The sequence below is a fragment of the Actinokineospora sp. NPDC004072 genome, from assembly GCF_053604195.1.
The window spans coordinates 294,396-313,748 of the sequence record NZ_JBSGHB010000004.1 but is presented as its reverse complement, the minus strand read 5'-3'; the positions used below and the strand labels follow the sequence as shown (position 1 = coordinate 313,748).

The window sequence follows — 19,353 nt, the reverse complement described above, 5'->3', positions numbered from 1 at the left end:
TGATATCGGTGGATGAGCCGCCCGACTCGACTACTCATCCGTGTGATCCGTTGTCACCGTCGGTTAGTTGGCCACCCGGACGAACATGAGGTCGCGGGACACCCGCCCCTCCGCGTCGGCCCGCGACTCGAACTTCGTCACCGGCCGCCACGGCGGCCGCGGCGCCCAGCCGTCGTGCTGGTTGCGCAGCCGGGGCTCGGCGGAGAGGACGGCGAGCATCTGGTCGGCGTAGTCCGCCCAGTCGGTGGCCAGGTGGATCACCGCGCCGGGGGCCAGCCGGGAGGCGGCCAGGGCGATGAAGTCCGGCTGGACCAGCCTGCGCTTGTGGTGGCGCTTCTTGGGCCACGGGTCCGGGAAGAAGATGCGCATCCCGGCCAGCGTCCCCGGCTCGATGTGCCGGGTGAGCAGGTCGACGGCGTCGCCGCGCAGCAGCCGCAGGTTGGCCAGGCCCAGCGCCTCGGCGCGCAGCAGCAGCTGGGCCAGGCCCGGCTGGTAGACCTCGACGGCGAGGTAGTTCAGCTCGGGCGCGGCCGCGGCCAGCTGCGCGGTGGTCTCGCCCATGCCGGAGCCGATCTCCAGCAGCACGGGCGCCTGCCTGCCGAACCAGGCCGCGGTGTCCAGCGGGCCGTCGGGCAGCTCGCCGACGGTGCGGCCCAGCTCCGGCCAGCGCCGCTGCCAGGCGCGCTCCTGGCCGACGGTCATCCGGCCGCCGCGGTGCACGAAGCTGACGACGGAGCGCCGGTGCGCGTCGGTGGGGGTCACCCCGCAAGCGTGCCAGGTCAGGCCGGGATGGACTCCAGTCGGGCCAGGTTGGCGCGCAGGTCGGCCAGCCCGGCGACGGCGATGGGCGGCGGGGCGACCCGGGCGTGCACGGCGAAGACGTCGATCCAGCCGGGGTGGCGGTGGGTGTGCACCAGGGTGGTGGGCACCCCCGGCTCGCCCAGCGTGCGCTCCGAGGGCATGAACTCCCAGTACCCGGTGTTGCCGTCCATGCCCCACGGCACGAACACCCAGCCCGGGCGGGCGGCCAGCAGCTTGGCCACGCGGTCCTCCACCACGAACCCCTCCCGCCGGGAGGCCAGCGTGCCGTCGGCGACGGCCCGCAGCCACCACGGCGCCGGGAGGTTCGGGTCGGCGGCCGACGCCGCCCGGAACAGGGCGACGACCTGCGGTTCGGGGGCGCGGTGCACCCACGAGCCGCGGGCGTCGGCCGGGGCGGCCGCCGCGCGGGCGGAGGGCTGGTCGAGGGCCTGGGACCACTCCAGGCCGATGAGGGGTTCGACGTGCACGCCGCGGCTCTGCGGCTCGGACGAGTTCTGCCGGGGGATCTCGGCTCCGATCGCCGTCAAGGTTCACCTCCGTGGGCTCCTGACGGGCTCTCCATCCAATACGAAACAGTGCCTTATCCCCATTGTCCGCATTGTGTGGGCCACCTCACCACCGCTTAACGTGTATTTAATCGAGCCGGTGGCAGGTGGAAACCCGGTTATCCCGCGTACTGTCCGCAATTTGCCACTGAACCTGGAAAGATGCAGCTAGACGGCGCGAAGCCCGGGTCGCCTCCCCGAATGGCGACCCGGGCTCCGTCATTTCCCCCGATGGTCCGCCCCGCTGTCGAGAAAGCGGGTCGGACGACTTCCTAGGCGTCGCGCTTGCGGGCGACGGCCAGGGCGGTGATCAGCAGGACCGCGGCCACCCCGGCGAAATAGCCCAGCGACGGCCACGGGGCCAGCGGCTTGTCCTGGTAGGGGCCGAGCAGGAACTGCTCGGACATCGCGAACGGCATCCAGTCGCGGATGTCGGACCCGACGTTGGGGATCAGCGTGACGAGGTTCTCCACCAGCATCGACCAGATCAGCAGCACCGCGATGGCGCCCGCCGACTGGCGCAGCAGGATGCCCACCGCCACGGCGATGACCGCGGCGACGCCGAACACCAGCGGAACGCCGATCACCGCGCGCCACTTGTCGGCGGTGTCCAGCGCCAGCGGGGCGTCGGGCAGCACCAGCATCGACACGCCCAGCGAGCCGAACGCGGCGAGCAGGCCGATGACCGCCGACAGCGCGGCGACCACCGCGGTCTTGGCCAGCAGGGCGGCCGCCCGGTTGGGCACGGCCAGGAAGGTGGCGCGGATGGTGGAGAAGCGGTACTCGGTGGTGACGGCCAGCGCGGCCATCACCAGCACCACCATGAGGCCGAACTGGTAGCCGAACTGGGTCTGGGAGACCTCGAACTCGGCGGGGCGGTTGGCGTTGAGCGCGATGACCAGCGCGAAGCCGATGGTCAGCCCGAGCGCGGCCAGCGTGGACCACCACGGCGATCGGGTGGTGAGCAGCTTGATCCGCTCGGTCGCGATGAGCGTGGTCATCAGGCGTCCCTCTTCTTGGCGGAGATGATGGACAGGGTGAGCAGGACCAGGGCGAACCCGGCGAAGTAGGCCAGCGACCACCACGGGCTCAGCTCCGCGGTCGACGGCGGCGGGCCGTGCTCGACCGGGCGGGCGCTGGGGGCGCGGTCGCCGGTGATGAAGTTGTTCACCACGTTGAACGGCAGCCACTTGTAGATGTCGTCGCCGATGTTCGGGATGAGCTGGACCAGCCCCTCGACGAGCTGGGAGTAGATCAGCACCAGCGAGATGGCGCCCGCGGAGTGGCGGACCAGCGTGCCGACCGCGACGGCGACCACCGCGGCGAAGAAGCAGACCAGGCCGACGCCCGCCACGGCGCGCCAGGCGTAGGCCGAGTCCAGCGCGAGGTCGGCGTCGGGGGTGATGAGCTTGGCGATGCCCCAGGAGCCGAACCCGGCCAGCAGGCCGATGACCCCGCCCAGGGTGGCCACGACGGCGGTCTTGGCCAGCAGGGCGGCGGTGCGGTTGGGCACGGCCAGGAACGTGGCGCGGATGGTGGAGAAGCGGTACTCGGTGGTGACGGCCAGCGTGGCCATCACCATGACCACCACGACCCCGAACTGGTAGCCGAACTGGGTGGCGGCGACGTCCATCGGCGAGAACTCGTCGGAGGTCCCGGCCACCAGCGCGGCGAACCCGATGGTGACGGCGAGGGCGGCCAGCATGGACCACCAGGGCGAGCGGGTGGTGAACAGCTTGATCCGCTCGACGGCGAGCAGCGTCATGTCGTCACTTCCCCGCGGTGATCAGGTCGGCCGGGGTGTCCAGGTCGGTGTGGTACTCGACCGAGTCGCCGGTGAGCTGCATGAACGCCTCCTCCAGCGAGCCGCGCTGCGGGCTGAGCTCGTGCAGCACGACGCCGTTGGCCGCGGCCAGCTCGCCGATGTCGGCGCTGTCCATCCCGGACACGACCAGGCTGTCGCCCTCGTCGCGCAGGGAGACCCCGGTGCGGCCCAGCGCGCCGCGCAGCACGGGCAGCTGCGGGCTGCGCACGCGCACGGTGTTCTCGGTGGCGGCGGCGACGAAGTCCTCGGTGCTGCTGTGGGCGATGAGCCTGCCGCGGCCGATGACGATGAGGTCCTGGGCGGTGAGGGCCATCTCCGAGAGCAGGTGGCTGGAGACGAACACCGTGCGGCCCTCGTCGGCCAGCCGGTGCATGAACTTGCGGATCCAGAGGATGCCCTCGGGGTCCAGGCCGTTGACCGGCTCGTCGAACAGCAGCACCTGCGGGTCGCCGAGCAGCGCCCCCGCGATGCCCAGGCGCTGGGACATGCCCAGGGAGAAGCCGCCTGCGCGCTTGTTGGCCACCGCGCCCAGGCCCACCAGGTCCAGCACCTCGTCGACGCGCTTGGCGGGCAGCTGGTTGGACTTGGCCAGCCAGCGCAGGTGCCCGCGGGCGCTGCGGTTGGGGTGGACCCACTTGGCGTCGAGCAGGGCGCCGACCATCCGCAGCGGGTGCTTCAGCTCGGCGTAGCGCTTGCCGTCGATCAGCGCGGTGCCCCCGGTCGGGGTGTCCAGGCCGAGGATCATGCGCATGGTGGTCGACTTCCCGGCGCCGTTCGGGCCGAGGAACCCGGTGACCCGTCCGGGCGTCACCGAGAAGGACAGGTTGTCGACGGCCAGCGTCTTGCCGTACCGCTTGCTGAGGCCCCTTGCCTCGATCATGGTGGCTCCTCTTTCGATGCCTGTGGTCCCGCGCGTCCCCGGCGCGGTCGTCCCCCGCTCGACGTCCATCGTCCCCGTCCCCGGGTCGGAGGGCGTCGTCCTGCGGTAGCTACCTGGGGTCAGCTTCCGGGAGTAGCCTCGCTGAGCCGAACGAGTGGCGGCATCCGTGACGACCCTGATCGGACCCTGAACCCCGGTGACGCGGAGTAGGGGTGGCCGCAATTACTGAACCGTGGTTCAATAACACGGTGGCCCGCCCCCGCACCATCACCGACCAGCGCCTGCTGGACGCCGCCGGGCTGGTGATCGGGCGGGTCGGCCCCGGGTTCACCCTGGCCATGGTGGCCCGGGAGGCGGGCGTGTCGGTGGGCACGGTGGCCGGGCGCTTCGGCGCCAAGGCCGGGCTCCTGCGGGCGCTGACCGAGCGCGGCGTGGAGCAGGCGGGCCCGGTCATCCGGGCGGCCTGGGACGCCGCCGCCGACCCGGTGGCCGGGCTGCGCGCGGCGGCGATCGCGCTGCACGCGCGGCTCGGCGGCCCCGACGAGGCGGCCAACCACCTGGGGCAGCTCGGCGTGGACCTGCAGGACCAGGTCCTGCGGGAGCTGCTGGGCAGGTACTACGCGGCGATGGCGGGCGAGATCGCGGCCTGCTGCGCCGCCGCGCGCGCCGCCCTGCCCGGCATGCCCGCGCCGCCGGTGGCGGCCCGGGTGCTGCTGGGCCTGGTCAACGGCGCGGCGCTGGACTGGTCGATCCGGCCGCTGGGGGCACTGGCGGACCGGCTGGGCGAAGACGTGGACGCGGTGCTCGACGGATGGCGCCGCGGGGAGGAGAGCGGATGAGGTTGCAGGGCAAGGTCGCCGTGGTCACCGGGGCGACCCGGGGGTGCGGCCGCGGGATCGCGGTCGAGCTGGGGGCCCAGGGCGCGGCGGTGTACGTCACCGGGCGCACGACCAGGGCGGCGAAGTCGCCGATGGGGCGCTCGGAGACCATCGAGGAGACCGCGGAGCTGGTCGACGCCGCGGGCGGGCGCGGCATCCCGGTGCGGTGCGACTTCACCTCGGTGGACGACGTGCGGGCGCTGCGCGACCGGGTCGAGGCCGACCACGGACGCATCGACGTGCTCGTCGACGACGTGTGGGGCGGCGACCCCTTCGTGCAGTTCAACACCCCGCTGTGGGAGACGGACCTGCAGCAGGCGCTGGGCGTGGTCCACAACGGCCTGGACACCCACCTGATCGCGCTGCACACGCTGCTGCCGCTGGTGGTGGCCGCCCGCGGCCTGGTGCTGGAGGTGACCGATGGCGACGACGAGGAGTACAACCACGGCGTCGGCGCGCCGTACTTCCTGGTCAAGTCCGGGATCCGGGCGCTGGCCAGGGTGCTCGGCAAGGACCTGGCCGAGCACGGCGTGGTCGCGCTGGCCGTCACCCCCGGCTTCCTCCGCTCGGAGATGATGCTGGAGCACTTCGGGGTCACCGAGGACAACTGGCGCGAGGCCCCCGACCCGCACTACGTGATGTCGGAGACGCCGCGCTACCTCGGCCGGGCCGTGGCCCACCTGGCCGCCGACCCCGACGTGGGCCGCTTCGCGGGCCGGACGATGGCCAGCTGGACGCTGATGCGCGAGTACGGCTTCACCGACGTCGACGGCAGCAAGCCGGACTGGGGCCGCTGGGCCGAGGAGGTCGTCAAGGCGGGCATCGATCCGACCACGGTGGACGCGGCCGCCTTCCGCTGAGTCAGAGGTCCCCCGGCCGCACGAGCCCGGTCTCGTAGGCCAGGACCACCGCCTGGACGCGGTCGCGCAGGTCCAGCTTGGACAGGACCCGCCCCACGTGGGTCTTCACCGTCGCCTCGGAGAGGAAGAGCCTGCGGGCGATCTCGGTGTTCGACAGGCCCTGCGCGACCAGCACCAGCACCTCCCGCTCGCGCTCGGTGAGCGCGTCGAGGACCTTGGCGTCGCGCAGCTCGCCGCCGCCCTGGCCGAGGAAGCGGTCCAGCAGCCTGCGGGTCACGCTCGGGGAGACCACCGCGTCGCCGCTGGCCACCGACCGCAGGGCCGAGACCAGGTGCGCGGGCGGGGTGTCCTTGAGCAGGAACCCGCTGGCCCCCGAGCGCAGCGCGGACAGCGCGTACTCGTCGAGGTCGAAGGTCGTCATGACCAGCACCTTCGACGTCCCCGCCGCGGTGATGGCCTTGGTGGCCTCCACCCCGTCGAGCACCGGCATGCGCACGTCCATCAGCACCACGTCCGGACGCAGCTGCTCGGCCAGGGCGATGGCCGCCCGGCCGTCGCCCGCCTCGCCGACGACCTCCATGTCGTCCTGCGCGCCGAGCACCATCCGGAACCCGACGCGCATCAGCTCCTGGTCATCGACCACCACTACCCGGATCACGCGAGCCAACGTAGCGCGGTTCGGCTGAGTGCGTCCTAAGCAGCGGTGACCGGGAGGACGGCGCGCACCCGCCAACCGCCGGTCGGCAGCGGCCCGGCTTCCAGGGAGCCGCCGAAGACGTGGGCGCGCTCGCGCATCCCGATCAGACCGTTGCCCCCGGACACCAGCCCGCGCGGCGCGCCCCGGCCGCGGTCGGTGATGTCCAGCTCGACCCGGTCGCCGTCGCGGCGCACCCGCACCGCCGCCGACGCGCCCGGGCCGCCGTGCTTGATGGTGTTGGTCAGCGCTTCCTGCACGATCCGGTAGACGCCCAGGCCCACGCCCGCGGGCAGGTCGTCCAGCTCGCCGGTCAGCTCCAGCAGCACCGGCACCCCGACCGCGCGCACCCGCTCGGCCAGTTCGGACAGCGACTGCGCGCCCGGCTGCGGGGCCCGGCCGGTCTCGGTGGCGTCGCTGCGCAGCACGCCCAGCAGCCGCCGCAGCTCGGTCAGGGCGTCGCGCCCGGTCTGGGCCACGGTCCGGATCGCGGTCTCGGCGAGGTCCGGATCGGAGCGCACGGCGTAGGCCGCCCCCTCGGACTGCACGACCATCACGCTGACCGCGTGGGCCACCACGTCGTGCAGCTCCCGGGCGATGCGCGCCCGCTCCTCGCCGACGGCGATCTTGGCCTGGTGGTCGCGCTCGGTCTCCAGCAGCGCCAGCCGCCGCTCCACCTCGACGTGGTAGGCCCGCCGCGCGCCTGCGAACTCCCCCAGCACCCAGCACAGCGCGAAGATGATCGTGCCGAACACCAGCATGACCACCGGCTCGGCCCCGGAGAAGCGCCAGAACGCCCAGATGCCGGTGCCCAGCGCCAGCCAGGCGGCGTAGAGCGCGGCCTGCCTGCGCCCGACGTAGGCGACCAGCGTGTAGAGCGAGACGCCCAGCGCCATGTCCGCGACCCGCAGCCGCATGTCCGGCACGTCCTCGCCGCCCGCGCCGTGGGTCAGCAGCTGCACCGCGCCCGCGGCCAGCACCAGGTACGCCGACAGCATCGGGTTGCGCCTGCGGATCACCAGCGGCGCGGTCAGGCCGAAGCCGACCAGGATCAGGATCGCCGTGTACCACCCCGACGTCATGCTGGCGATCAGGGGCAGCTCGAACAGCGCGATGGCCAGCGCGATGTGGGCGTCGCCCGCCATCGGGTGGCGCTTGAACCACAGGCTCAACCTCCGCACCCCGAAAGCGTAGGCACCCTCACCATGCGCGGTCGTCCGCCTGGCGTCGCACCCGGCGTACGCCCCGCGGTGGATGTCCGGGGAACGGTCCGGCCCGCGCCGCGGGCATGGCACGATCTCCCCGGTACCCGAGGGGAGAAGCGTGTCGACCGAGCAGCCCACCTTCGCCGGTCCGCTGTCCGCGGCGGTCGCGCACCTGTGCACCCGGTTGCAGCCGCAGGTGTCCCCGCGCACCGCGGCCGGGTTCCGCGAGGTGCTGCGCAGGCTGGGCGCGCCGCTGCAGGTCGCCGTCGCGGGCCGGATCAAGTCGGGCAAGTCGACGCTGGTCAACGCCCTCATCGGCCGCCGCGTGGCGCCGACGGACGTGGGCGAGTGCACCCGGCTGGTCACCCGCTTCCAGTACGGCACCGTCGACCGGGTCGAGCTGGTCTTCTTCGACGGCCGCAAGCAGGTGCTGCCCTTCGACGCCGCGGGCATGATCCCCAAGGACCTCGACGTCGACTTCGACAAGGTCTCGCACCTGGAGGCGTACCTGACCAACGCCGTCCTGCGCGACCTGACCGTCATCGACACCCCCGGCCTCGGCTCCCTGGACCTGGCCTCGGTCAAGCGCACCGAGCAGCTCCTCGGCGCGGCCAAGCACCGCGCCGAGGACGGCGGCGCGGAGGGCGACGGCGCCGAGCAGGCCGACGGCGACGACGAGCTCGACGAGACCTCCCGCAACGCCGTCGCGGGCGCCGAGGCCGTGCTCTACGTCGTCACCCAGGGCGTGCGCGCCGACGACCAGCAGGCCCTGGCCGCCTTCACCGCGGCGACCGCCAGCCGCGAGGCCGGGCCGGTCAACGCCATCGCCGTGCTCAACAAGGCCGACACCATCACCCCGGAGTCGGTCGCGGGCAGCGACGGCGACGTGTGGCGGGCGGCGTCGATCATCGCCGAGAAGCAGGCCGCCACGCTCAAGCCCCGGGTCGCCGACGTGATCCCGGTGATCGGCCTGCTCGCCGAGACCGCCGAGTCCGGCGGCTTCACCTCCGCCGACGCCGACGCGCTCAAGACGCTGTCCCAACTGGACGACGCGACGTGGGAGACCATGCTCATGTCGGCCGACATCTTCACCACCTGGGACTGCGACGTGCCGGTCGGCACCCGGGTCCGGCTGCTGGAGAAGCTGGACCTCTACGGCATCCGCTGCGCCGTCGACGCCCTGCGCGCCGACCCCGAGCTGACCGCGGGCGCGCTGCGCCGCAGGCTGCTGGAGTCCTCCGGCCTGGCCCGGGTGCGGGCCCGCCTCGACGGGGTCTTCCGCGCCCGCGCCGACGGGATCAAGGCCGCCGCCGCGCTGGCCTCGGTCACCGCGCTGGCCCAGGCCTCCGGCGACGCGGGCGAGCGCCAGCGCGTGCACGACGCCATCGAGGTCCTGCTGCAGAAGCCCGAGGCCCACCAGCTGCGCCTGCTGGAGGCGCTGACGCTGGTCGCCTCCGGCGCGGTCGACATGCCCGAGGACCTCGGCGACGAGGTGCTGCGGGTCGGCTCGACGGCCGACGTGGGCGAGCAGCTGGGCCTCAAGGGCCGCCCGCACAAGGAGCTGGCGGCCTACGCGCTGGAGCGGGCGGGCTGGTGGCGCTCGTTCGCCTCCTTCGGCGCCACCCCGGCGCAGAGCCGCGTCGCCCACGTGGTGCACCGGTCGTACTTCCTGATCTGGCAGCAGCTCAAGGCACAAGGGGGATGACGTGGCGACCTGGTTCAAGCGCAGGGGCGATGCCGAGCCGACCCAGCGGGTCGACGCCGAGGTGATCGCCGAGGCCGTCGCGCAGCCGGGCGTCGACCCCGCGGTGTTCGAGCAGCTCGTCGCCGAGCGCAAGGCGATGGTGGCGCTGTGCCTCTACGCCCACGACCGCGCCCGCAGCTCCGGGGTGGCCGAGCGGCTGGAGGAGGGGCTGGCGGGCGTGGGCGTGCAGGCCCTGCGCCCGGACGGGGAGCGCTTCGACCCGGCGGTGCACGAGGCGGGCGGCACCGCCGAGACCGACGACCCGGCCCTCGACGGCGTGGTCGCCGAGACCGAGGTGGTGGGCTTCAGCGACCGCGGCCACGTGCTGCGCCCGCCGATCGTCACCGTCTACAAGGCCCACCCCTGATGACCAAGCCGCAGCCGCCGTCCCTGCCCAAGCAGGTCGCGCACGCCCGCGAGACCCTGCTCGCCCTGCTGAAGGAGATCGAGCCCGAGTCGGCCCAGTGGGTCGAGGAGGCCCGCGCCAAGCGCAGCAAGAAGCCGTCCGTGGTGGTCGTCGGGGAGACCAACCGGGGCAAGTCCTCCCTGGTGAACGCGCTGCTGGAGGCGCCGGGGCTCTCGCCGGTCGACGCCGAGGTCGCCACCGCGACCTACCTGGTGTTCGACCACGCCCCGCAGTGGCAGGCCCGCGCCTGCTACCCCGGCCAGCACCCGGACGTGCCGATCGACCTCGCCCAGCTGATCAACTGGGTGTCCGCGGCGCACGAGCTGCCCGACGGGGAGCTGCCCCCGCGCTACGTCGAGATCGACGGGCCCGCCGCGGTGCTGGAGAAGCTGGTCGTCGTCGACACCCCCGGCGTCGGCGGTCTGGACTCCATGCACGGCGAGCTGGCGATCGAGGCCGCCTCCAGCGCGACGGCGCTGCTGTTCGTGGTGGACGCATCGGCCCCGTTCACCATCGGCGAGCTGAACTTCCTCGCGGGTATCGGGGACAAGGTCGAGACGGTCGCCTTCGCGCTGTCCAAGGTGGACCAGTTCCGCGGCTGGCGGCAGGTGCTCGACGCCAACCAGGCGCTGCTGGCCGAGCACGCGCCCCGGTTCGCTGGCGCGAAGTTCCACCCGGTCTCCTCGCGCATGCACGAGATGGCCGCCAAGGCGCCCAGCCCGGAGGCCGCCGCCATGCTCAAGGAGCGGGCGGGTGTCGACGCGCTGCGCGAGGCGCTGCAATCGCTGCTCGTCGGCCGCTCGGTGATGCTGTCGGAGGCGAACACGCTGCGGGCGCTGTCCTCCGCGCTCAGCGGGGTGGCGGTCAAGCTGGAGGCCGAGAAGCGCGCGCTGACCACCGGCGAGGCCGAGGCCGAGGCGCTGCGGGCGCGCAAGGAGGAGCTGACCGCCGAGCGGCGCTCGTCCACCCGGGGCTGGCAGGTGCGGCTGCGCGGGGAGGTCCAGCGCGCCCGGCTGGAGAACGCCCACGAGGTCAGCCGGGAGATGCGCGACCTGCAGACCTGGTTCCGCGCGGCCATCGACGCCGCCGACCGGGAGAAGATCAAGACCCTGCCCGGCCAGGTCGACGCCGCGCTGCAGATGGTGTCCGCGCGCATCGGCAACAAGGTGGGCAACCGGCTCAACCAGGTCGCCGACCTGGTGCTCGCCGACCTGTTCAGCGCCGACGAGCTGGCCGTCATCCGCTCGCAGTTCGCCCGCGCGGGCGGTCCCCAGGTCGTCCTGCGGGCCGCGGAGAAGCGCACCCCGACCGCCGAGGACAAGCTGCTCGTCTTCATGGGCGTCTCCGGCGGCTTCGGCGCGGGCAAGATGGCCGTGCTGCCGCTGGCGGGCGCCGTGGCCGCGCCCATCCTGCTGGTGCCCACCATCGTCATCGGCCTGGGCGCGGGCTGGTGGATCGCCCGCACCCGCAAGCACACCGCGGACAAGCAGCACATGAAGCAGTGGCTGTCCGACGCCATCGCCGACTCGCGGTCCACATTGGACCAGCTGGTGTCCGAACAGCTCATCGACGCCGAAGCCCAGCTGTCGCTGGCCCTCGACGAGGCGCTGGGCAAGCGGATCGCGGGCATCGAGGAGCAGCTGCGCGAGGTCGACAAGGCGCTGCGGCTGGACGTGACCGAGCGGCAGAAGCGCGCCGCCGTGGTGGGCAAGCGCTTGGCCGATGTCGCCGCGGGCCGGGAGCGGGCCGAGAAGCTGCTCGCCAGTATCCGCACCCTGCGTGACAAGTCCTGAGCGGCGGGGAACCCGCGTAACGGCGGGAACCGAAGCCGCGAAGGGTCAGTCAAACCCGCAACGAGAAGATCCCGAGAGGGATAGGCAAGAGGGGGCCCACGTGTACGTGGACGAGACCGCAGGCGACGTCGACGCGACCGACACCGCAGGCACCGGCGCTCAGGACGAGCTGACCGTCGAGGTGGGGGGCGAGGAGTACGAGGTCACCGAGAACTACGACTACGACCAGGACGGCCACAACGACTCGGCCGTGGTGCAGACCGAAGACGGCTACATGGCCTTCCACGACACCGATGGCGACGGCACCGCCGACACGATGGTCGAGCTCGACGCCGACGGCAACGTGACCGGCGCGGCCGAGTACGACGAGTCCACCGGTGAGTGGACCGCCGCCGACCCCAACGCCGTGGAGGCCCCCTCCGGCGACGGCGCCGACGACGCGGGCCAGGGCGCCCCCAGCACCGGCGACGACGACCCGACCCAGACCACCGAGACCACCGGCTCCGGCGACTCGATGGTCGTCGACACCGCCGACGGCGACATGGAGGTCGGCCCGGCGCAGTACGACTCCGACGGCGACGGCACCAACGACACCGCGGTGGTCACCGACGAGCAGGGCAACACCTACGCCTTCGTCGACACCGACGGCGACGGCCAGGCCGACGAGGCGGTCGTGATCGAGGCCGACGGCGACGTGACCGTGGCCCAGCACACCGGCGAGGACGAGTGGACCACCGTCGAGACCGGCCAGATCGGCGCCGACGGGTCCTACACCGCCGACAGCGCCTCCGACGCCGCCTGGCAGAGCTGAGCACCTGCTCGCGGAAAGAGTCCCGTCGCACGGGGGTGCGGCGGGACTTTCTTTTGCAATACCACTCACGTGCGGAGAATCACGGTTGAGTCGGCGACTTTGACAAACCGGACAGCCGGTTTCCCCCGCAATCGGGTACTGAATCGATTCCCTTATCGTTCCTGTGAGAGAACCGACAGGTCAGCTCTCGGTGGCCCGCCGTTCACTTCGCTAGCCTCAGGACATTCCTTCCGGCGCCACCCGCTCCCACCAGGGCGGGTGTCAGCCGTTCGATGAGGACGCCGACGTCCCCGGTCCGGGCGCGACGGCGTCCTGATCGGCGTTTCGGCGTTTCAGTCAGGAGACGAGGCGAGATGACGGCAGTGACCATCCCAGGTCTTGACCAAGCACCGACCACGCACAAACGACTCCTGGCGTGGGTGCGCGAAGTCGCCGAGCTGACCGCGCCCGACCAGGTGGTGTGGGTCGACGGCTCCGAGGAGGAGTGGACCCGCCTGACCGACAAGCTGGTGGCGGCGGGCACGTTCACCCGGCTGGCGAAGAAGCCGAACTCGTTCTACGCGGCCTCCGACCCCAACGACGTCGCGCGCGTCGAGGAGCGCACGTTCATCTGCTCGGTCGACGAGGCCGACTCCGGGCCCACCAACAACTGGATGGCCCCGGACGAGATGAAGGCGATCATGACCGAGCTGTACCGCGGCTCGATGCGCGGTCGCACGATGTACGTGATCCCGTTCTGCATGGGCCCGCTGGAGGCGGACAAGCCGATGCTCGGCGTGGAGATCACCGACTCGGAGTACGTCGTGGTCTCCATGCGCATCATGACGCGGATGGGCGCCAAGGCCCTGGAGCGCTTCACCGACGCCGACGGCAACGAGCGCGACTTCGTCCCCGCGTTGCACTCCCTCGGTGCGCCGCTGGCCCCCGGCCAGTCCGACGTGGCGTGGCCGTGCAACGACACGAAGTACATCGTGCACTTCCCCGAGGAGCGGCTGATCTGGAGCTACGGCTCCGGCTACGGCGGCAACGCCCTGCTGGGCAAGAAGTGCTACTCGCTGCGCATCGCCTCGGTCATCGGCCGCGACGAGGGCTGGCTGGCCGAGCACATGCTGATCCTCAAGCTGATCTCCCCCGAGAACAAGGTCTACTACGTCGCCGCGGCCTTCCCCAGCGCCTGCGGCAAGACCAACCTCGCCATGCTGGAGCCGACCATCCCGGGCTGGAAGGTCGAGACGCTGGGCGACGACATCGCCTGGATGCGCTTCGGCGAGGACGGCAGGCTCTACGCGGTCAACCCGGAGAACGGCTTCTTCGGCGTCGCCCCGGGCACCAACTGGAAGACCAACCCGAACGCGATGCGCACCATCGAGAAGGGCAACTCGCTGTTCACCAACGTCGCCCTCACCGACGACGGCGACATCTGGTGGGAGGGCATGGAGAACCCGCCCGCCCACGCCACGTCGTGGAAGGGCGCGGACTGGACCCCGGAGTCCGACGAGCTGTCCTCGCACGCCAACTCCCGGTACTGCACGCCGATGGCGCAGTGCCCGGTGCTGGCCCCGGAGTGGGACGACCCGCAGGGCGTGCCGATCTCGGCCATCTTCTTCGGCGGCCGCCGGGCCACCACGATCCCGCTGGTCAGCGAGTCCTTCGACTGGCAGCACGGCACCTTCATGGGTGCCACCCTGTCCTCGGAGAAGACCGCGGCGGCCACCGGCAACCTCGGCGAGGTCCGCCGCGACCCGATGGCGATGCTGCCCTTCATCGGCTACCACGCCGGTGACTACTTCCGGCACTGGATCGAGACCGGCAAGCGCGCCGACGCCGACAAGCTGCCCAAGATCTTCTACGTCAACTGGTTCCGCCGCGGCGAGGACGGCCGGTTCCTGTGGCCGGGCTTCGGCGAGAACTCCCGGGTGCTCAAGTGGGCCATCGAGCGCATCGAGGGCAAGGCCGCCGCGCACGAGTCGCCCATCGGCTGGGTGCCGACCGCCGACGACCTGGACCTCAACGGCCTGGACGCCGACCGCGCCGACATCGAGGCCGCCCTGGCCGTCGACGTCGAGGAGTGGCGCGCCGAGCTGCCGCTGATCGAGGCGTGGTTCGACAAGATCGGCGACAAGCTGCCCACCTCGCTGCGCGACGAGCTCGCCGCGCTCAAGCAGCGGCTCGCCGGGTAGTTGGTGCTTTGATGGGGGCCACCGCGGGACGTCCGCGGTGGCCCCCTTTCGCGTGTGGAGGACGCCCGATGGAACCGGCGAGATGGGACTGGCGCCGCTCGGCCTACGACGAGCGGGTGCACGCCTTCCCCGCGGACGAGCGGGCCAGCCTCATCGAGGCCGTCTGCTCGCACACCGTCCCGTACGCCAAGGCCGCCCGGACCCACTCCGGCGCCCGCTGCGTGCACTGCCTGCTGATCGTCGGCGACGTGCTCACGGCTGTGGACAACTCCGGGGACAAGTCCCGCTAGCCACAACCGTCCCAGGCTCCACACCTGCTCCCCGGTTGTCCACAGCCTGTGGATGGGGTTGTGCACAGCGTGTGGGCAAGTCCCGTCGGCGCACGGTTTGTCAATGTTCGTCCGGTTGGCAAACTGACCAGTGACTAACCGGACAACGCGCTCTAATGTGTCGCCCCAACAAGTCGTGAGGGGAGACCGCATGGCGCCGCCAGGCAAGACCGGGTTGCGCTGGAGCCCGTGGAACCTGCTGCTCGTGGTTCCGCTGCTCTGGCTGATCACGCCCATCTTCAACCGCACCGGGCCAGAGCTGTTCGGCATGCCGTTCTACTACTGGTTCCAGTTCCTCGGCATCGCCGTCGGCGTGCTCTGCACGTCGGTCGTCTACGCCAAGACCAAGGACAAGCCCACCACCACCGCGCCCGGCGCGCCGCTGGACGTCGACGACCTGGATGAGGGGGCGGGCCGGTGAGCCAGTTGCAGTGGCCGGAGCTGGTCATCTTCACCCTGCTGTTCGGGCTGGTCACCGTCCTCGGGTTCGTCGCGGCCAAGTGGAAGGCGGGGTCGACCCTCGACCACCTCGACGAGTGGGGGCTGGGCGGGCGCAAGTTCGGCTCGTGGATCACCTGGTTCCTCATCGGCGGCGACCTCTACACCGCCTACACCTTCGTCGCGGTGCCCGCGCTGATGTTCTCCGCGGGCGCGATGGGCTTCTTCGCCCTGCCCTACACCGTCGTGGTGTACCCGCTGGTCTTCATGCCGCTGCTGCGCATGTGGTCGGTCTCGCGCGCGCACGGCTACGTCACCCCGGCCGACTTCGTGCGCGGCCGCTACGGCTCCCCCACGCTCGCCCTGCTCATCGCGATCACCGGCATCGTGGCGACGATGCCCTACATCGCCCTGCAGCTGGTCGGGCTGGAGGCGGTGCTGCGGACGCTGGGCTTCAACGGCTCCGGGATCGTCGGGCACCTGCCGCTGCTGATCGCGTTCGTCATCCTGGCCGTCTACACCTACCAGTCCGGCCTGCGGGCGCCCGCGCTGATCGCGTTCGTCAAGGACATCCTGATCTACGTCGTGATCGTCGTGGCGGTGATCTACTTGCCGATCAAGCTCGGCGGCTGGGGCGAGGTGTTCGGGGCGGCCGACGCCAAGTTCGACGCCACGCCAGCCAAGGGCGACGGGGTGCTGCTCAACGCCAACAACCAGCTCCAGTACGCGACGCTGGCGCTGGGCTCGGCGCTGGCGCTGTTCCTCTACCCGCACTCGCTGACCGGCGTGCTGGCCTCGCGCGGGCGCAACGTGATCAAGCGGAACATGTCGGCGCTGCCCGCGTACTCGCTGCTGCTGGGCCTGCTCGCGCTGCTGGGCTACATGGCGATCGCCGCGGGCACCACCCCGCTGGTCAACCAGGCGACGGGCCGCGCGGACACCAACACCATCGTGCCGAACCTGTTCGACCAGATGTTCCCGTCGTGGTTCGCCGGGATCGCCTTCGCCGCCATCGGCATCGGCGCGCTGGTGCCCGCGGCGATCATGTCCATCGCGGCGGCGAACCTGTGGACGCGCAACGTCTACAAGGAGTACGTCAACAAGCGGGCCACGCCGGTCCAGGAGGCCAAGCAGGCCAAGCTGGCCTCGCTGGTGGTCAAGTTCGGCGCGGTCGCGTTCATCCTGTTCATCGACCCGCAGTTCTCCATCGACCTGCAGCTCATCGGCGGCGTGATGATCCTGCAGACGCTGCCCGCGGTGGCCATCGCGCTCTACACGCGCTGGTTCCACGTGTGCGGGCTGGTGACGGGCTGGGTCGTGGGCATGGCGTGGGGGATGTGGCTGCTCTACACGATCCCCAGCGCCGACGGCAGCCGCCCGCACTTCGGCGGCTCGGCGCTGGTGCTGGACAAGCTGAGCCTGTTCGGCTGGCACCCGTTCGCCGGGTCCACGCAGACGATCTACGTCGGGTTCGTGGCGCTGCTGGCCAACCTGCTGGTCGCGGTGCTGGTGACGCTGCTGGCCCGCAGGCTGCGGTGGCCCAACGGCCTGGACCGGACCAACCCGGCCGACTACCACGTCGACGAGGGCGACAAGAAGCTGCGCGCGGTCGGCGCGCACTGACCGGTGGTGGGCCTGCTGGGCGGCCGCGCCCAGCAGGCTCGCCTCAGCGGCGCAGCAGCGCGACCACGACGAGCACCAGGGTGCTCAGCAGGGCGGCGAGCGCGCCCGCGACGGCGGCGACCAGCGCCAGGCCGACGAGGGCGCAGAGCAGCATCCCCAGCGCCGCCCGCAGGGTGGGCGCGAGGCTGCCGACGGCGCGCTCGGCGAGCAGCAGCAGCCGCTCCCGCGGGGTGCGGCGCGGCGCGCTCGTCGGGCGCCAGGTCATGGCGATGGGCGGCTCCCCCGCCGACACGGTCAGGTGCACGACGGGCCGGAGCTTCGATCGGGTGGGCGATCCGGTCGTGGTCACGGGCGGTGGCTTCCTGTGCGGCTGGGCGCTGACGGTGACCAGTCTGCTCCGGCGCGCGACGAAGATCGCCCCTTTCGGGGGTGGCAGACGGTGAACGGAGCGTGTTCGTCGCCGAACGGCCATCTGTGGCCCGGGTCACTCGTCTGTGTGAGTGGTGTACTCCCGGTTACAGCAATTGGTCGAGCGGTCTGCCGGGCGGCCGGCCTAGCGGGCGCGGGCGGCGCGGAGTTGCGCACCCGGATGGCCGCTCAGGGGCTCACTGCGCGTGATGGCCCCAGAAAAGTGGAAACCCCGCAGTGCTGCCAGGTCGGGGGTCCGCCAGCACTACGGGGTCAACCGGAACATCGTGAGAAGATCCGGCGGTGTTACACGGGTGGGAGAATGTGCCCTGCATCACATCCTCCCACCCAAGTTCGGGCTCAGCGCCAGTTCACCTGCTGGGTCTGGGCGAGCGTGATGAGTTCGTGGCGCATCGACGGCGTGGCCGCCTGCTCGATGGCCCGGGTGACCGCCCTGCGAGTACGGGCCTCGGCACGGCGGGCACGAATCTTCGCGGTGACGTTCATGTGAGTCTGACTTCCCCTCGGTGTTGCCTTGCGTTCGCTGTGCCTCTAGTATGCCCCGCCCTCCCCAGGAAAGCCAGTGATTACACGGTGAGGTGGGGCACACGCCGGAGAATCGTCGGTAGCAACCGGGAAGTGGCTGACGATCCTGCGGTATAGCTGAACGGCTAGAGACCGGGATACTTCAGTCGTCCATCCCCAGGACGAACTTTCCGAAGTGCGGCACGGTGAACGCGATCCAGCCGCGCTCGGCGCTGTAGACCAAGCCCTTCTTGATGAGGCTGTCGCGGGCGGGCGACAGCGACGACGGCTTGCGGCCCAGCGCGCCCGCCACGTCGGCGGTGCTCGCGGCCTCGTCGCGGCCCGCGGTCAGCTCGGCCACCGCCCGCAGGTACTCCCGCTCGGCCGGGGTCGCGCGCTCGTAGCGGGAGCCGAAGAAGCCCACCGCCAGCTCGGACTCGGCCTCCGGCGCGGCGACGGCGACGTCCTCGGCGGTGATCGGGTCGGCGGGCGCGGCGTCCCACGCGGCCTTGGCGTAGGACTGGATGAAGTAGGGGTAGCCGCCGGAGCGGTCGAACAGCGCGTCGAGGGCCTGTGGGGTGATGCCCGCCTCCTCGCGCTCGACCGGGGCCAGGACCGCCCGGTCGGCGTCGTCGCGCGCGAGGCGGTCGATGCGGACGTAGCGGAAGAGGCGCTCGGAGTAGGACTTGCTCGCCGACAGCAGCGTCGGCAGGTGCGGCAGCCCGGCCCCCACCACGACCAGCGGCGCGCCGGACTGGGACAGCTCGTGGCAGGCGGCGCAGAGCGCGGAGATGTCGTGGGCGCCCACGTCCTGCAGCTCGTCGATGAGCACGGCGACCCCGGCGCCCACGTCCGCGGCCAGCTCGGCGACGTCGGTGAACAGCTCCACCAGGTCGATCTCGATGTCGCCGGAGTCCGCCCGCCCGCTGGCCGCGGGCACGTCGATGCCCGGCTGCCAGCGGTCGCGCAGCTTCGCGTCGCCGGGGTTGGCCCGCAGCGCGAACGCCTTGAGCACCCCGAGCACCGCCTCGACCCGGTCCGGGGCGCGGTGGCGCACGGCCAGGTCCCGGATGGCCCGGTGCAGCGCGGCCGACAGCGGCCTGCGCAGGTCGGCGTCCGGCCGCGCCTCGATCTTCCCGGCGCCCCACCCGCGGCGCAGCGCCATCGACCGCAGCTCGCCGAGCAGCACGGTCTTGCCGACCCCGCGCAGCCCGGTCAGCACCAGGCTCCGCTCCGGCCGCCCCCTGGCCACGCGCTCCAGCACGACCTCGAAGGCCGCCAGCTCCTTCTCCCGCCCGGCCAGCTCGGGCGGGCGCTGCCCGGCCCCGGGCGCGAACGGATTCCGGATCGGGTCCATCCTCGGACGGTATCGGCGCGTCTAGGCCCT

At 71.9% G+C, this 19,353-nt stretch carries 20 protein-coding genes; 10 read left to right on the top strand and 10 right to left on the bottom strand.

The annotated features are described in order from the left end of the window. Positions 1-63: 63 nt before the first annotated feature. From trmB to ACWEPX_RS08625, 5 genes are all read right to left on the bottom strand, one after another. Positions 64-702 carry a tRNA (guanosine(46)-N7)-methyltransferase TrmB gene (gene trmB, locus ACWEPX_RS08645; protein WP_451896538.1) on the bottom strand — a complete coding sequence of 213 codons (639 nt, stop codon included), beginning with the start codon at positions 700-702 and terminating at the stop codon, positions 64-66. Positions 703-779: 77 nt separating this feature from the next. Beyond that, entirely contained in the window at positions 780-1,340 is a 561-nt protein-coding gene (locus ACWEPX_RS08640; protein WP_451896537.1) for a hypothetical protein, read from the bottom strand. Positions 1,341-1,639: 299 nt separating this feature from the next. Then, a complete protein-coding gene (locus ACWEPX_RS08635; protein ID WP_451896475.1) occupies positions 1,640-2,368 on the bottom strand; it encodes a hypothetical protein in 729 nt (242 codons plus the stop codon). Further along, entirely contained in the window at positions 2,368-3,132 is a 765-nt protein-coding gene (locus ACWEPX_RS08630) for an ABC transporter permease (RefSeq protein ID WP_451896474.1), read from the bottom strand. The genes ACWEPX_RS08635 and ACWEPX_RS08630 overlap by 1 nt, the downstream gene beginning before the upstream one ends. A 4-nt stretch (positions 3,133-3,136) precedes the next feature. Next, positions 3,137-4,072 carry an ABC transporter ATP-binding protein gene (locus ACWEPX_RS08625; RefSeq protein WP_451896473.1) on the bottom strand — a complete coding sequence of 312 codons (936 nt, stop codon included), beginning with the start codon at positions 4,070-4,072 and terminating at the stop codon, positions 3,137-3,139. A 248-nt stretch (positions 4,073-4,320) separates the two neighbouring features. Here ACWEPX_RS08625 and ACWEPX_RS08620 point away from each other — a divergent pair, with 248 nt between their 5' ends. After that, positions 4,321-4,911 (top strand): TetR/AcrR family transcriptional regulator, encoded by a 591-nt coding sequence (locus ACWEPX_RS08620; protein ID WP_451896472.1) that lies wholly within the window; start codon positions 4,321-4,323, stop codon positions 4,909-4,911. Further along, a complete protein-coding gene (locus ACWEPX_RS08615) occupies positions 4,908-5,810 on the top strand; it encodes an SDR family oxidoreductase (protein WP_451896471.1) in 903 nt (300 codons plus the stop codon). Before ACWEPX_RS08620 ends, ACWEPX_RS08615 begins: the two co-directional genes overlap by 4 nt. A gap of 1 nt (position 5,811) precedes the next feature. On the opposite strand, the gene ACWEPX_RS08610 is transcribed toward ACWEPX_RS08615, so the two are convergent. Both ACWEPX_RS08610 and ACWEPX_RS08605 read right to left on the bottom strand, forming a co-directional pair. Beyond that, complete coding sequence (locus ACWEPX_RS08610; RefSeq protein WP_451896470.1) at positions 5,812-6,468, bottom strand: response regulator; 657 nt, start codon at positions 6,466-6,468, stop codon at positions 5,812-5,814. Positions 6,469-6,503: 35 nt separating this feature from the next. Further along, positions 6,504-7,685: a sensor histidine kinase gene (locus ACWEPX_RS08605; RefSeq protein WP_451896469.1), complete on the bottom strand. Its 1,182-nt coding sequence runs from the start codon at positions 7,683-7,685 to the stop codon at positions 6,504-6,506. A 142-nt stretch (positions 7,686-7,827) separates the two neighbouring features. Here ACWEPX_RS08605 and ACWEPX_RS08600 point away from each other — a divergent pair, with 142 nt between their 5' ends. From ACWEPX_RS08600 to mctP, 8 genes are all read left to right on the top strand, one after another. Beyond that, positions 7,828-9,414, top strand: a complete 1,587-nt coding sequence (locus ACWEPX_RS08600) for a dynamin family protein (protein WP_451896468.1) — start codon at positions 7,828-7,830, stop codon at positions 9,412-9,414. A gap of 1 nt (position 9,415) precedes the next feature. Continuing rightward, positions 9,416-9,820, top strand: coding sequence for a nucleotide exchange factor GrpE (gene grpE, locus ACWEPX_RS08595; protein ID WP_451896467.1), 405 nt, complete (start codon positions 9,416-9,418; stop codon positions 9,818-9,820). Then, complete coding sequence (locus tag ACWEPX_RS08590; RefSeq protein ID WP_451896466.1) at positions 9,820-11,652, top strand: dynamin family protein; 1,833 nt, start codon at positions 9,820-9,822, stop codon at positions 11,650-11,652. Before grpE ends, ACWEPX_RS08590 begins: the two co-directional genes overlap by 1 nt. A 100-nt stretch (positions 11,653-11,752) precedes the next feature. Continuing rightward, complete coding sequence (locus ACWEPX_RS08585) at positions 11,753-12,463, top strand: hypothetical protein (RefSeq protein WP_451896465.1); 711 nt, start codon at positions 11,753-11,755, stop codon at positions 12,461-12,463. A 353-nt stretch (positions 12,464-12,816) separates the two neighbouring features. Then, positions 12,817-14,643 carry a phosphoenolpyruvate carboxykinase (GTP) gene (locus ACWEPX_RS08580; protein ID WP_451896464.1) on the top strand — a complete coding sequence of 609 codons (1,827 nt, stop codon included), beginning with the start codon at positions 12,817-12,819 and terminating at the stop codon, positions 14,641-14,643. A gap of 68 nt (positions 14,644-14,711) precedes the next feature. Next, complete coding sequence (locus tag ACWEPX_RS08575; RefSeq protein WP_451896463.1) at positions 14,712-14,933, top strand: hypothetical protein; 222 nt, start codon at positions 14,712-14,714, stop codon at positions 14,931-14,933. A 190-nt stretch (positions 14,934-15,123) separates the two neighbouring features. After that, positions 15,124-15,393, top strand: a complete 270-nt coding sequence (locus ACWEPX_RS08570) for a DUF3311 domain-containing protein (RefSeq protein WP_451896462.1) — start codon at positions 15,124-15,126, stop codon at positions 15,391-15,393. Next, positions 15,390-17,033 (top strand): monocarboxylate uptake permease MctP, encoded by a 1,644-nt coding sequence (gene mctP / locus ACWEPX_RS08565; protein WP_451896461.1) that lies wholly within the window; start codon positions 15,390-15,392, stop codon positions 17,031-17,033. The genes ACWEPX_RS08570 and mctP overlap by 4 nt, the downstream gene beginning before the upstream one ends. A gap of 43 nt (positions 17,034-17,076) precedes the next feature. Here mctP and ACWEPX_RS08560 read toward each other — a convergent pair whose 3' ends face one another. From ACWEPX_RS08560 to ACWEPX_RS08550, 3 genes are all read right to left on the bottom strand, one after another. Beyond that, the gene (locus tag ACWEPX_RS08560) at positions 17,077-17,382 is read right to left on the bottom strand and encodes a hypothetical protein (RefSeq protein ID WP_451896460.1); all 306 of its coding nucleotides are present in this window, start codon (positions 17,380-17,382) and stop codon (positions 17,077-17,079) included. Positions 17,383-17,801: 419 nt separating this feature from the next. Continuing rightward, positions 17,802-17,948, bottom strand: coding sequence for a hypothetical protein (locus tag ACWEPX_RS08555; protein WP_189209090.1), 147 nt, complete (start codon positions 17,946-17,948; stop codon positions 17,802-17,804). 181 nt (positions 17,949-18,129) lie between these two features. After that, entirely contained in the window at positions 18,130-19,323 is a 1,194-nt protein-coding gene (locus ACWEPX_RS08550) for an AAA family ATPase (RefSeq protein WP_451896459.1), read from the bottom strand. Positions 19,324-19,353: the final 30 nt, after the last annotated feature.